Source organism: Streptomyces sp. NPDC031100 (assembly GCF_055570785.1).
This window is the reverse complement of the sequence record NZ_JBVIGN010000017.1, coordinates 53,244-66,019: the sequence shown is the minus strand read 5'-3', so window position 1 is coordinate 66,019 and position 12,776 is coordinate 53,244. Positions and strand designations below refer to the sequence as shown.

General features: G+C 70.8%; 15 protein-coding genes and 2 pseudogenes. 8 read left to right on the top strand and 9 right to left on the bottom strand.

Annotation, left to right across the window (positions count from 1 at the left end):
• Positions 1–213: pseudogene (locus ACZ5DS_RS36610) on the bottom strand (calcium-binding protein); the annotation flags it as partial.
• Positions 214–360: 147 nt separating this feature from the next.
• Positions 361–747: a cupin domain-containing protein gene (locus ACZ5DS_RS36605; protein WP_468247287.1), complete on the bottom strand. Its 387-nt coding sequence runs from the start codon at positions 745–747 to the stop codon at positions 361–363.
• Between the two features lie 51 nt (positions 748–798).
• Here ACZ5DS_RS36605 and ACZ5DS_RS36600 point away from each other — a divergent pair, with 51 nt between their 5' ends.
• Positions 799–1,794, top strand: coding sequence for a GlxA family transcriptional regulator (locus ACZ5DS_RS36600; RefSeq protein WP_468247284.1), 996 nt, complete (start codon positions 799–801; stop codon positions 1,792–1,794).
• An 82-nt stretch (positions 1,795–1,876) separates the two neighbouring features.
• Positions 1,877–2,371 (top strand): LURP-one-related/scramblase family protein, encoded by a 495-nt coding sequence (locus ACZ5DS_RS36595; protein WP_468247283.1) that lies wholly within the window; start codon positions 1,877–1,879, stop codon positions 2,369–2,371.
• Positions 2,372–2,387: 16 nt separating this feature from the next.
• Here the strand turns inward: ACZ5DS_RS36595 and ACZ5DS_RS36590 are convergent, their stop codons facing one another.
• On the bottom strand, positions 2,388–3,182 hold the full coding sequence (locus ACZ5DS_RS36590; RefSeq protein ID WP_468247281.1) for a carbon-nitrogen family hydrolase: 795 nt from the start codon (positions 3,180–3,182) through the stop codon (positions 2,388–2,390).
• A 217-nt stretch (positions 3,183–3,399) separates the two neighbouring features.
• Here ACZ5DS_RS36590 and ACZ5DS_RS36585 point away from each other — a divergent pair, with 217 nt between their 5' ends.
• A complete protein-coding gene (locus tag ACZ5DS_RS36585) occupies positions 3,400–4,224 on the top strand; it encodes a maleylpyruvate isomerase family mycothiol-dependent enzyme (protein ID WP_468247279.1) in 825 nt (274 codons plus the stop codon).
• A gap of 69 nt (positions 4,225–4,293) precedes the next feature.
• The gene (locus ACZ5DS_RS36580; protein WP_468247277.1) at positions 4,294–5,076 is read left to right on the top strand and encodes an SAM-dependent methyltransferase; all 783 of its coding nucleotides are present in this window, start codon (positions 4,294–4,296) and stop codon (positions 5,074–5,076) included.
• Between the two features lie 188 nt (positions 5,077–5,264).
• On the opposite strand, the gene ACZ5DS_RS36575 is transcribed toward ACZ5DS_RS36580, so the two are convergent.
• Together ACZ5DS_RS36575 and ACZ5DS_RS36570 are read right to left on the bottom strand one after the other, a co-directional pair.
• Positions 5,265–6,593, bottom strand: coding sequence for an MFS transporter (locus ACZ5DS_RS36575; RefSeq protein ID WP_468247276.1), 1,329 nt, complete (start codon positions 6,591–6,593; stop codon positions 5,265–5,267).
• Complete coding sequence (locus ACZ5DS_RS36570) at positions 6,590–7,240, bottom strand: GntR family transcriptional regulator (RefSeq protein WP_468247275.1); 651 nt, start codon at positions 7,238–7,240, stop codon at positions 6,590–6,592. The genes ACZ5DS_RS36575 and ACZ5DS_RS36570 overlap by 4 nt, the downstream gene beginning before the upstream one ends.
• 189 nt (positions 7,241–7,429) lie before the next feature.
• Here ACZ5DS_RS36570 and ACZ5DS_RS36565 point away from each other — a divergent pair, with 189 nt between their 5' ends.
• The 3 genes from ACZ5DS_RS36565 to ACZ5DS_RS36555 all read left to right on the top strand — a co-directional run bounded on the left by ACZ5DS_RS36565 (position 7,430) and on the right by ACZ5DS_RS36555 (position 9,338).
• Positions 7,430–8,335 (top strand): D-alanyl-D-alanine carboxypeptidase family protein, encoded by a 906-nt coding sequence (locus ACZ5DS_RS36565; protein WP_468247273.1) that lies wholly within the window; start codon positions 7,430–7,432, stop codon positions 8,333–8,335.
• A gap of 65 nt (positions 8,336–8,400) precedes the next feature.
• Entirely contained in the window at positions 8,401–8,889 is a 489-nt protein-coding gene (locus tag ACZ5DS_RS36560) for an RNA polymerase sigma factor (protein ID WP_468247271.1), read from the top strand.
• The gene (locus tag ACZ5DS_RS36555; protein WP_468247270.1) at positions 8,886–9,338 is read left to right on the top strand and encodes a hypothetical protein; all 453 of its coding nucleotides are present in this window, start codon (positions 8,886–8,888) and stop codon (positions 9,336–9,338) included. Before ACZ5DS_RS36560 ends, ACZ5DS_RS36555 begins: the two co-directional genes overlap by 4 nt.
• Here ACZ5DS_RS36555 and ACZ5DS_RS36550 read toward each other — a convergent pair.
• From ACZ5DS_RS36550 to ACZ5DS_RS36535, 4 genes and pseudogenes are all read right to left on the bottom strand, one after another.
• Positions 9,335–10,225, bottom strand: a complete 891-nt coding sequence (locus ACZ5DS_RS36550; protein WP_468247269.1) for an alpha/beta fold hydrolase — start codon at positions 10,223–10,225, stop codon at positions 9,335–9,337. The two genes, ACZ5DS_RS36555 and ACZ5DS_RS36550, sit on opposite strands and share 4 nt — an antisense overlap.
• Before the next feature lie 96 nt (positions 10,226–10,321).
• Entirely contained in the window at positions 10,322–10,660 is a 339-nt protein-coding gene (locus ACZ5DS_RS36545; protein ID WP_468247267.1) for a hypothetical protein, read from the bottom strand.
• A gap of 122 nt (positions 10,661–10,782) precedes the next feature.
• Positions 10,783–11,103: a hypothetical protein gene (locus tag ACZ5DS_RS36540; RefSeq protein WP_468247265.1), complete on the bottom strand. Its 321-nt coding sequence runs from the start codon at positions 11,101–11,103 to the stop codon at positions 10,783–10,785.
• A 59-nt stretch (positions 11,104–11,162) separates the two neighbouring features.
• Positions 11,163–11,596 (bottom strand): annotated as a pseudogene (locus ACZ5DS_RS36535) (lipid II flippase MurJ); the annotation flags it as partial.
• A gap of 154 nt (positions 11,597–11,750) precedes the next feature.
• Here ACZ5DS_RS36535 and ACZ5DS_RS36530 point away from each other — a divergent pair.
• Positions 11,751–12,749 (top strand): BRO-N domain-containing protein, encoded by a 999-nt coding sequence (locus tag ACZ5DS_RS36530; protein ID WP_468247264.1) that lies wholly within the window; start codon positions 11,751–11,753, stop codon positions 12,747–12,749.
• Positions 12,750–12,776: the final 27 nt, after the last annotated feature.

The window sequence follows — 12,776 nt, the reverse complement described above, 5'->3', positions numbered from 1 at the left end:
GAGCAACGAGGGGCCGGCGCCCTTTTTGTTCTGTCCGGCCGTCGCCTTGTATGTGGCTTGCGGGCCGTACTGGTGGACCACGGCGGTGGCCGGCGCCGTCGCGGCGCCGGCGGTGCCGGCCAGGGTGAGCGGCACCGCCAGGGCCGAACCGAGGACCAGGGACGCCGCCGAGACGGCGCGTATCACCCGGCGGGGGGTGGGGCGAGCGTGCATGGGTGGACCTCCGAGAGGAACGTGCGGAGCTGTGCGCTGTATGCAACGTCCGACTCGGGGTCCGCCTGTTTGGTTGGGCAACTTCCTTGCCGATACGGGAAGTTCAACTGCGGGACACCCCGTGGCCCGGTGGATTCCGGTGCCCGGTCAGGTGAGGGCGTGGCCCGTCGTCGCGTCCACGTGCTCGGGGACCTCGTCGTGCCGGTCGCCCACCGAGAGGGTGCCGGTGGGCTCGAAGACCAGGATCTCGGCGGGCACGGGCGCGTAGGGCTTGTGTTCGGTGCCGCGCGGGACGGTGAACACCGAGTCCTTGGGGAGGACGACCGTGCGCTCGCCGTCCGGCTCCCTGAGGGCGATGTGCAGTTCGCCGCCGAGGACCAGGAAGAACTCGTCGGTGTGGTCGTGGACGTGCCAGACGTGCTCGCCCTCGACCTTCGCCACGCGTACGTCGTAGTCGTTGACCGTGGTGACGATGCGCGGGCTCCACTGCTCGGTGAAGGAGGCGAGGGCCGCCTCCAGGGAGATCGGTTCCATGCGTTCATCGTCGGGGGTGCCGGGGCGGCCGACGAGTGCTAGAAATCGCATATGGCGCAAGGATCCTGTCACCGTGTCGTTCTGGTCGTCGACGAGAACTCGAATCCCTTCGAGATGAGCTGCGCCATCGAGATCTTCGGGCTGAAACGGCCCGAGCTGGGGCGGGATCTGTACGACTTCCGGCTGTGCGCGGCCGAGCCGGAGACGCGGATGCGGGACGGTTTCTTCACGCTCACCGGGGTCGCCGGTCTCGAGGCCGCCGAGGAGGCCGACACGCTGATCGTGCCGAACCGGCCCGACACCGAGGTCCCGCGCGCGGAGCGCGTCCTGGACGTCGTACGCCGGGCACACGCGCGTGGCGCCCGGCTGGTCGGCTTCTGCTCCGGCGCGTTCACCATCGCGGAGTCGGGACTGCTGGACGGGCGCCGGGCGGCCTGCCACTGGATGTGGGCCGAGGCCTTCCGGGCCCGCTTCCCCCGGGTGCGCCTGGAACCGGACGTGCTCTTCGTGGACGACGGCGACATTCTCACCGCCTCCGGCAGCGCCTCCGCGCTCGACCTGGGTCTGCACCTCGTCCGGCGGGACCACGGTGCCGAGGTCGCCAACCACGTCTCGCGCCGCCTGGTCTTCGGCCCGCACCGGGACGGCGGCCAACGGCAGTTCGTGGAGCGTCCGCTGCCCGCGGTCCCCGACGAGTCGCTCGCTCCGCTGCTGGCCTGGGCGCAGGAGCGGCTCGGCGAGCCGCTGACGGTGGCGGACCTGGCCGCCCGCGCGGCCGTCTCCCCCGCCACCCTGCACCGCCGTTTCCGCGCCCAGCTGGGTACGAGCCCTCTGGCCTGGCTCACCGGTGAGCGGGTCGCCCTGGCCTGCCGGCTGATCGAGCGGGGCGAGGAGCGGCTGGACGTCGTGGCGGCGCGCAGCGGCCTGGGTACGGCGGCCAATCTGCGGGCCCGGTTGCGGCGGGAGACGGGGCTGAGCCCGTCGGACTACCGGAGGCGGTTCGGGCCGACGGGCGCGTGGCCGGGTCCGCGTACTCCGGCGGCCTGAAGTGCACATCGGAGATGCCCTCCGCGCGCAGCTCGCCCTTCCGGCACGTGATGATCACCCCGTGCCGGGGAACGGTATCCGCATGAGACTCCTCGTACGCGACCGGCTCCTCGGCATCGGTGACGACTACTGGATCGAGGACGAACACGGCCGGAAGGTGTTCCTCGTCGACGGCAGGGCCATGCGGCTGCGGGACACCTTCGAGCTGAAGGACGCCCACGGGCGCGTCCTGATCGACATCCACCAGAAGATGTTCGCCCTGCGCGACACGATGGTGATCGAACGGGACGGCGAGGGCCTGGCCACCATCAGGCGCAAGCGGCTGTCCCTGCTGCGCAACCACTACCGGGTGTCCCTGGTCGACGGCACCGAGCTGGACGTCAGCGGCAAGATCCTCGACCACGAGTTCGCCATCGAGTACGACGGCGAACTCCTCGCGGTGATCTCCCGCCGCCGGCTGCACGTGAGGGACACGTACGGCGTCGACATCGTGCGCGAGGACGCGGACCCGGCACTGCTGATCGCCGTGGCCGTGTGCGTGATCCACCTGGCGCAGAAGGAGCGGGAGGACGACTAGGGCCGGCCCCGGGTGTTCAGCGGCGCGGCGGCTGCAGGCCCAGCATCCGGTCCTTCAGGGCCGGGAACTGCTCGCGGGTGGCCGCCACCTTCGCCGGGTCGAAGTCGACCGTGAGGACCTCCTCGCCGGCGCCCGCCTCCGCGAGCACCTCGCCCCACGGATCCACCACGATCGAGTGACCCGCCTGCGGAACTCCGGCATGGGTCCCGGCCGTTCCACACGCGAGCACGAACGCCTGGTTCTCCACCGCCCGCGCCTGAGCCAGCAGCGTCCAGTGCGCACGTCGCCGCTCGGGCCAGCCCGCCGGGATCACCAGCGTCTCGGCGCCGGCGTCGACGAGGGAGCGGAAGAGTTCGGGGAAACGGAGGTCGTAGCAGGTGGCCACGCCGAGTGTGGTCCCGGGCAGCCGGACCGTCACCAGGTCCCGCCCGGCGCCCATCAGTACGGCCTCGCCCTGGTCGAAGCCGAAGCGATGGATCTTGCGGTAGGCCGCGGCCAGATCACCGGAGGGGGAGAAGATGAGAGAGGTGTTGTAGAGGGGACCTTCGGGGTCGCGTTCCGGGATGGAGCCGGCGTGCAGCCATACGCCCGCGTCGCTCGCCGCCTTGGCCATCGCCTCGTACGTCGGGCCCTCGAGCTGCTCTGCCTGCGGGCCGAACTCCTCGTAGGCGAAGGCACCGGTGGTCCACAACTCGGGCAGAACCACCAGGTCGGACCCGGCCTGCTCCCGTACGAGCGCGGCCACGCGTTGCCGTCGGGAGGCCACCGATTCGCCCTCGTCCACGGCGATCTGGATCAGGGAGGCGCGCACACTACCACCGTCCTGGCATTCGAGTTGTTCACACGGGCCTACGATCGTCACACGAAAGCACTGCCGGGGTGCCTTGGAGCAGCGTAACTTGGGGGTCCCCCCGGTTCGAGCGAACGTGAGAATTGGGGGAGTCTCAAGACGCCGCCGAGTGCAGCCACCTCCCACTGGCAACGCCGCCACAACCGCCCGTGTACCGACCGCCGAGGGGTCCCGTTCCGTGAGTCTGCATCCCACCCTCCAGCCCTACGCCGACGCCTGGACCCACTCCATCGAAGCGATATCCGAGTTGGTGGGCACGCTCGCGGAGGGCGAGTGGAACCGGCGGACGCCGTGCCCGGGCTGGTCGGTCCGTGACGTGGTCTCGCACGTCATCGGCCTGGACTGCGAGATGCTCGGCGACCCGCGCCCCATCCACACGCTGCCCCGCGACCTCTTCCACGTCACCAACGAGCACCAGCGCTACATGGAGATGCAGGTCGACGTCCGCCGCCACCACACCGCGCCGGAGATGACGGCCGAGCTGGAGTACACGGTCATCCGCCGCAACCGCCAGCTGCGCAACGAGTCCCGCGACCCCGGCACCAAGGTGCGCGGCCCGATGGGCACCGAGGTCACCCTCGAACAGGCGATGCGCACCCGCGCCTTCGACGTGTGGGTGCACGAGCAGGACCTGCGCACCGCCCTCGGCCGCCCCGGCAACCTCGACTCGCCGGGCGCGCACGTCGTCCGGGACGTGCTGCTGTCCGCGCTCCCCAAGGTCGTCGCCAAGGACGCGGACGCGCCGCGCAGTTCGGCGATCGTCTTCGACGTGCACGGGCCTGTGGAGTTCCTGCGCACGATCCGTGTGGACATCCAGGGCCGCGGCACCCTGGAAACGGCCCCCGCCCTCGGTCCCGCCGCCACCCTCACCCTGGACTGGGAGACCTATGTCCGCCTGGCCTGCGGCCGGGTGACCCCGGAGGCGGTCGCGGACCGGGTGAAGGCGGAGGGCGACCCGGACCTGACGGCGGCGATCCTGCGCAACTTCGCGGTGACGCCGTAAGCCCGCAGGCGGTCGGACAGGACGGATATTCGGTGTCGCCGGTTCCTTCCAGTACCTAGCGTTCCCGTCATGACCGACCCTTCGGCGACTCCACGCACCGACGACGACGCTCCGCCCCGGCTCACCCGGCTCGTCTTCCACGGCCCCCTCTCCGAGGCCCGCGCGGCCGCGATGGTTCGGCGCCTGGCGGCGACGCGCCCGGGCAGTGTGCTGGACATCGGGTGCGGCTGGGGCGAGTTGATGCTCCGGGTGCTGGAGGCCGTACCGGAGGCGCGCGGAGTCGGCATCGACGTCAGCGGTGCGGACCTGGCCCGGGGGCGCCTGAACGCCGAGGCGCGCGGGCTCGCGGACCGCGTGGAGTTCGCCGAGGAGTCCGCCACGGGCACTCGGCGCGGGCCCGCCGACCTCGTGCTCTGCCTGGGCGCAACCCAGGCGCTGAGCAAGGCCGAGCCACCCACCACGGAGGCACTGCGCGCGCTACGGCGACTGGTGAGCGACGGCGGCCGCGTGCTGCTCGGCGAGGGTTTCTGGGAGCGGACGCCGACGCAGGCCGAGCTGGCCCGGATGTGGCCGGGTGCCTCCGTCGCCGACCACTACGACCTCGCCACCCTCCTCGACCTGGCCGTCGAGGCCGGCTTCCGACCCGAGTGGACGGAGACCGCGAGCCGTGACGAGTGGGAGGAGTTCGAGTCGGCGTACCAGGCGGACACGGAGGTGTGGCTCGCCCGGCACCCCGGGCATCCCCGGGCCGCCGACATCCGTGAACGCCTCGACCGACACCGCTCCCGCTGGATGGCCTACCGAGGCATCCTCGGCCTCGCGTACGTCACCCTCGTACCGGTGGCCGCCTGAGCGCATGCCCGAAGGGCGCCGAGGAATCGCCGCGCATGCCCGAAGGGCCGCCGAGGAATCGCCCGCGGCCGGAAAGCCGCCGCCGCGCCGACCACGGGCGGAAAGCCGCCGACGGCGAGAACCCCCACAGGCTGCTCCGCCTCTCAGCCAACTGGAAACGGGCGGTGTACGGGTGGGAGAAGCACCGCTCACACCGCAGGCACGTGCACCGTCTCCACCCGGCTGGCCACCAACCGCTCCCGCTCCCGCCGAGCCGCCCGCCCCCGCAGCCGCAGGATCTGGCCCACGCCCAGCGCCTGCAGAACGAACACGGACGAGAAGGCCACCGTGTAGTCGTCCCCCGTCGCATCCAGCAGCACCCCGACCGCGAACAACGTCGTCATCGAGGCGATGAAACCACCCATGTTGGTGATTCCGGACGCGGTGCCCTGTCGCTCGGGCGGGTTGGCCGGGCGGGCAAAGTCGAAGCCCAGCATCGAGGCCGGACCGCAGGCACCGAGAACCACGCAGAGGGTCACCAGCAGCCCCATGGGTGCGTGATCGCCGGGCCAGGCGAGGGTGAGCGCCCACAGGGACGCCGTCGCAGCGACCGTGCCCAGCGCCAGCGGCAGCCGCGCCGCATGGTGCCGGGCGACGATCTGGCCGTAGACCAGCCCGATCACCATGTTGGACAGGACGACGAGGGTCAGCAGCTCGCCGGCCGTGGCCCGGGACAGGCTCTGCGCCTCGACCAGGAACGGCAGCCCCCACAGCAGCAGGAACACCATCGCCGGGAACTGGGTCGTGAAGTGCACCCACAGGCCCAGCCGGGTGCCGGGCTCCCGCCAGGCGGCCGCGATCTGCCGACGGACATAGGCCCCGCCCTGGTGCGGGGACGGCTCGGGCTCGTGCCCCTCGGGGTGGTCCTGCAGGAACAGCAGGGTCAGGACCAGCACGACCGCACCGGCCAGCGCGCTGCCCGCGAACGCCGGGGTCCAGCCGACGCCGTGCAGCAGCCGGGCGAGGACCAGCGTGGAGACCAGGTTGCCCGCCATGCCGACCAGGCCCGCGAGCTGCGCGACCAGCGGACCGCGCCGGGCCGGGAACCAGCGGGTGCCGAGCCGCAGCACGCTGATGAAGGTCATCGCGTCACCGCACCCGAGCAGCGCCCGCGAGGCGAGCGCCATGCCGTAGGAGGGCGAGAAGGCGAAGCCGAGCTGGCCCGCCGTGAACAGCACCGCGCCGATGCTCAGCACCTTCTTGGTGCCGAGCCGGTCGACCAGCAGGCCCACGGGTATCTGCATGCCGGCGTAGACCAGCAGCTGCAGGATCGAGAAGGTCGCCAGGGCGGAGGCGTTGACATGGAAGCGGTCGGCCGCGTCCAGACCGGCCACGCCCAGGGACGTACGGAAGATGACGGCGACGAAGTAGACCGAGACACCGATGGACCACACCGCTATGGCGCGTCGGCCGCCGAGGGTTCCCCCAGGCTTTTCGGGCACTGGGGAAGGGTCGCTCGGCCGGGTGGCGTTGCTCATCGGACCTCACCTCGCGCGAGGTGCGAGAACCAGCTCACGTGCCGGTGGACGATCTCCACGGCCGCCTCCGCGTCCCCGGAGCGCAGCGCCTGAAGGATCTCCTCGTGCTCGGCGAGCGTCTTGGCGATCCGGTCGGGGTGCGAGTGCATGACGGCGACGCCCATCCGCAGCTGGCGGTCGCGCAGCTGGTCGTAGAGGCGGGAGAGGATCTCGTTGCCGCCGCTGCGGACGATCTCGGCGTGGAAGCAGCGGTCGGTCTTCGCCGCGGCGGCCAGGTCACCGGCCGCGGCCTGCGCCTTCTGCTGCTCCAGCAGCCCGGCCAGCCGCTCCAGCAGCCCCGGCGGGGCGGGTACGGCCTTGCGGGCCGCGTGCTCCTCGACCAGCAGCCGGGTCTCCACCACGTCGGCGATCTCCTGCGCGGAGACCGGCAGGACCAGGGCGCCCTTCTTCGGGTACAGCCTGATCAGGCCCTCCACCTCCAGCCTGAGCAGCGCCTCCCGGACAGGGGTGCGCGAGACCCCCACGGCCTCGGCCAGCTCGCCTTCGGTGAGCAGGGTCCCGCCCTCGTAGCGACGGTCGAGGACGCCCTGCTTGACGTGGGTGTAGACGCGGTCGGCGGCGGGTGGTTGCTTCGTGGGCGTGGCCATGCCCACAGGATAGATACAACACGTACGCATGAGCAGTCCCGTCCAGCATGCGGACGTGACGCAGATCTCTCGCAGCCGGTGCACAACCTTCTGTGCTACTTACGTGTCACACACGTGCGGCCCTGTTCTCTCCCCCACTTCAACTCGGCCGCACAGTTGGGGCATTCAAGACAATCGGGGTATATCACTTTGATTACCGGCATCAAGGGCACTCGCCGCATCCGCAGAGCAAGCGCTGTCGCCCTCACCTCCGGCGCGCTGGTCGCCGCCGGGGCCCTCACCGCGACGCCCGCACAGGCCGTCACGACGCCCTCGATCATCGCCAAGGGCGGCTACGTGATGAACAACGCGAACGGCTCGACGCTGTACACCAAGGCAGCGGACTACAAGCGCTCCACCGGCTCCACCACCAAGATCATGACCGCCAAGGTCGTGCTCGCCCAGTCGAACCTCAACCTCGACGCCAAGGTGACGATCCAGAAGGAGTACAGCGACTACGTCGTCAGGAACAACGCCTCCCAGGCGCACCTGATCGTCGGCGACAAGGTCACCGTCCGCCAGCTGCTGTACGGGCTGATGCTGCCGTCCGGCTGCGACGCCGCCTACGCGCTCGCCGACAAGTTCGGCACCGGCACCACCAGGCCCGACCGCGTGAAGTCCTTCATCGGCAAGATGAACACCGCCGCCAGGAATCTCGGCCTGAGGAACACGCACTTCGACTCGTTCGACGGCATCGGCAGCGGCTCCAACTACTCGACGCCGCGCGACCTGACGAAGATCGCCAGCAGCGCGATGAAGAACTCGACGTTCCGCACGATCGTCAAGACGAAGTCGTACACGGCGAAGACGATCACCAAGACGGGCAGCACCCGCACGATGAACCCGTGGACCAACACCAACGGGCTCCTCAGCAGCTACAGCGGCACCATCGGCGTGAAGACCGGCTCCGGCCCCGAGGCCGGGTACTGCCTCGTCTTCGCCGCCACCCGCAACAACAAGACGGTCATCGGCACCGTCCTCGCCTCCACCTCCATCCCGAACCGCGAGGCGGACGCGAAGAAGCTCATGAACTACGCCTTCGCCAGGCTCGGCTGACAGCCACCCTGCAGAACGGGCCCGTCGCGGATCGCGGCGGGCCCGTCGCGTAGGGTGACCCCGTCATGGACACACAGGGGGAGGCTGCCGAGCCGTGGGACACGGCCGCGGCGCTGGTCCGGGCCGTGCAGGGCGGGGACGCCCTGGCCATGGACGAGCTGCTGACACTCGTGACGCCATACGTGACGCGGCTGTGCCGCCCGATCGCGCCGAACGACGTGCCCGACGCCGTACAGGAGTCACTGGTGGCGGTCTTCAAGGGGCTGCGCGCACTACGCGATCCGCTCGCCTTCTACGGCTGGGTGCGCACGGTGACCGTCCGTGAGGCGGTACGGGTCGCCCGGCGCACCGCGGTCGAGGAACCGGCCGACCCCGCCGACGTCCGGGACGTGCTGGCCCGGCTGCCGGTACGGCACCGCACGGTACTGGTCCTGCGCGAGCTGGAGGGCCTGGACGAGGCCGCCGTCGCCGAACTGCTCGGGGTCCCCACGGGCACCGTCAAGTCCCGGCTGCACCGGGCCCGTTCCTCGTTCCGGAAGGCGTGGTCGCGATGAACACCGATCCCGTACGACGCCTGCGTGTGCTGGCCGCAGGCCTGCATGCCGGTCTGTACACCGAGGAGCACCTTCCCCTGCCCTACGAGCAGGTGTGGGCCGTCGCCTCCAATCTGTCCGCCGAGCTGCCCCATCTGGTGCCGTTCCTGCGGGAGTTCCGCGTGCCGCCGGGTGACGCGGACCGCAAGCGGGCGCTGGCGGTGGGCCGCTCGGGCCTGCGCGAGGCCTTCGATGTACGCCTCGCCCCGGGCTGGTGCCTGATGCAGTCCCGCCTGATCGTGGGCGGCATGGCGGCCGTACCGGAGGGAGACGGAACGCGCTTCGCCGTCCTCGGCGCGACACGCCCCACCGCCCTGCGCCCGGTCCAGTGGCTCTACGGCCGCCTGCTCGGCGACCGGCGCGGACGGGAGTTCCTACGCCGGGTCACCGAGCGTGCGCAGCTGCGCTAACGCGGCTCGCCGAAGAGTTTCCGCGCGGCCTCCGCCACCTCCTCGGGCCGCTCCTGCGGCAGATAGTGCCCGGCGCCCGGAACCAGCCGCACGGTCAGCTCGTCGGCGTACGGCTCCGCGCCGACGAGCAGCGACGGCGCCACCACGACGTCCCGCTCCCCGCCGAGCAGCAGCGTGGGCACGGTCAGCCGGTGCCGCTTCCAGGTGCCGCGGACCAGGGCGGGGATGTCGCGCAGGACGTACTGCCAGAACAGGGACTGCACGGCGGGCGCGCTCGCGGCGGTCGCGGCCGCGTACTCGGCGAGCTCGGCGTCCGTCCACACCGCGGGGTCGGCGACCTGGTGGCGCAGCAGGAAGCGGGTGAAGCCGGGCCAGTGCCGCAGGACGGCCCGTCCAAGCACCGGGTACTCGACGAACGCGGTGAACCACATCCGCCACAGGTTGGGCAGGACGGCGCGGTGCCGGGGCCAGGGATGGGACATGTTCAGCGCCAGATACCCGGTGAACCGTTCCGGCGCCCGCAGACACAGCCGGAACCCCAGATGGGCGCCCCAGTCGTGCCCGACCAGCCCGACCCGCTCCAGACCGAGCGCATCGAGCAGCGCGAGGGCGTCCTCGGCGAGGGCGTCCATGTCGTAGCCGCGCGGGGTGCGTTCGGACCAGCCGAAGCCGCGCAGGTCCGGGCAGATGACCCGATACCCGTCCGGCAGCAGCGCGGCGACCTTGTGCCAGGCGTACCAGTGCTGCGGGAAGCCGTGCAGCATGAGCAGCGGCTCGCCGGTGCCGTACTCGGCGAGGTGCAGTCGAGCACCCCGGACGTCCAGCCGGCGGTGCGCGGCACGTACGTCCTCGGGCATCGGCCGCTCGGTGTCGCTGTGCGACGCCATGCATGCCCCCTCTCGGGCCGGTGCGGTCCCCCGTCGGGTCCGCGTCGCCGGGTCAGGAGTCGGGGTCGGGGCGAAAGGTTCCCTGGACTTTTCCCCTTACTGCATCGGGTCCGGGTGCGGCGAGGTGCGCGGAGTCGTCGGCTTGCCGGGCCGGGGCCCGGCATCGCCCAGGTGGTAGACGGCTCCGGACTCACGGCGCGGCGTATTCACGACCACCCAGCCGACGATGTGACCCCGCATGTCCCGGACTTGCCAGGGATCGGGACCCGCACCCCAGTACACCCGCTGCTCGCTGCGTTCTCCGGGGGCGAGCCGGCCGCTCATGTCGTGGCAGTCATGTCCACGGCGGTCGACGCACTCGAAGAGGACGGCTGGGGAGTCGGTGTCGTTGACGAAGACGACGGAGCTGAAGTTGGCGGGGTCCGTGGGATCCACGGTCGCATCGCAGGCGCTCAGAAGCCCCGCGAGGAGCGCGGCAACCGGCCAGGCTCTGCGCAGACACGTACCCAAGTCCAACCTCCCGTTCGGCGACGGGAGCCTACACAGGGTGCCGGATCTCAGCGGAGGCCGGTCAGTCGCACGCGCCGAAGTTCGGTGATGCGCAGCAGGCGGCCGAGGACGAGGTATGTCGCCGCCAGGGCGAGGGCGCCGGCGATCGTGGTGAGGGCCGTCACCGCCGTACCGCCCCCGCCCAGGGCTGCCGCGCAGGCCCGCGCCGCCGCCCAGCCCGCCACCGCGCCCGCGGCGCCCGCGCCCAGCAGCTTGGCGTACGTGCCGCGCAGGGTGCCGTCGTCCAGGCCGCCGCCGGTGCGGCGGGCCAGCAGGCGGGCGGTTACGGCGAGGCCGGCGACGTACGAGAGGGTATAGGCGCCGGCCATGCCGGTGACGGCCCAGCGTGCGGGCAGCAGCAGATGGCAGGCGGTGGCGAGCGCGATGTCTCGCGGGCGTTGAGGACCTGACCGAGGATGGTGAAGAGGCCGTAGAAGAAGATCTGCTGCAACAGGAACCGGGCGAAGACGACGGTGAGCCGGAAGGCCTGATGACTGTCCGGCGTGTCCCTCATGTACACGCTCACGATCTGCGGGGCCGCCCAGACGGCGAGTACGGTCCCGGCGGCCAGCACGGTGACGACGAGGGTCACCCCCGCTGCTCGTACGCACGCCCTCCATCAGGGTGGGAGGCACGGGCACGCACCAGCTGCGGCACGAGCACGGCGTTCAGCGCGCCGCCGATCAGCAGGATGTACAGACTGGTCGGCAGGTTGTTCGCCGTGTTGTACGTGGTCGCCAGCAGCCCGTTCCCGAGCGCGGCCCCCTGCAGCACCTGCCGTATCAGCCCGGTCGCCCGAGACACGACGGTGGCCCCGGCCATGAGCGCGGAGGACCGCGTGAGGCCGCCCTTCTTACGCTCAACTGCGGTCCACGCCAGGGGAATCGGCGATCTTCCCTCTCAATGGTGAACATTCCGGTTGCAGCTGGCATATTCGGTTTCCTCCGCCCTACGTTCCGCAGCGGAGGTGGTTCACATGAACGAACCCAGGAAGCGGCCCAACGCGGGCGAGCGGCACGAGGCGATCGACGTCAGCGACTTCGTGTACGCGGCGACCGGAGCCCGGGTACGACGACTGACCATGCCGGACGGGAGTCATTGGTTTCCGGCGGTGGATGTCTGTAAGGAACTCGGGCACACCAACTCGAGGAAGGCTCTCTCCGACCATGTCCCCGACGAGCACCGAGAGATTCTCGAGACCGTAACTGGGGGTTACGGTCTCAGCATTCCCGCAGGTCGGGAGTGGCGCCGAGACTTGCAACTCATCGATCTCCAGGGCCTGATCATCCTCGTCCAGGCCTGCACCAAACCCTCCTGCGCCCCCTTCAAGCAGTGGGCCGCCGAGGTCATCGAGACCGTCCAGCGGGAGGGTTCTTACACTCTCGAAGAGGCCGAGGTGCAGCCGGCCGACCCGGGCGCGCCCATCGCGTACGCCATGCCCGAGCAGGTCGCGGAAGCCATCGTCCGGCTTGAGGCGCACAACCTTCAGCTGGACGAGGAGTTGGCGAACGGGCAGCGCGAATCGATCTCGCTGCAGAAGGAGATGCCGACGATCCAGAGGGAAACGCTGGCCACGCAAAGGGAGACCCTGGCCACGCAGAAGGCCACACTCGCCGTGCAACAGGCCCTGGTCCGGGCGATGGAACGCATCGCGGACCGATTCGACGCCCTCGTCCTCGAACGTCGGGCGCCCGGCTGCCACCTCACGGCGCTGCCCACCACGGAGACCGTGCTGGCCGACTGGCGGCAACGGCTGTCCGTGACGGAGGACGTGTGGACGGTGGCCGTCGTCATCGCCCCGGTTCTCGTCGAGAAGGGTGAACTGCGCGAGCCGCTCGAATCGATCGCGGCCCGTACCGGTCTGACGGTGCACCGGGTCAACGAATGCCTCCGCCTGCTGCGCAAGCACGCCTGCATCCTTTCGCAGGGCGCGGCGGAGGACGGGGCGCCGGTGTACGTGCTCAACCGGACCTGAGCGTCCTGTAGGAGAGGGGGCGGCCGC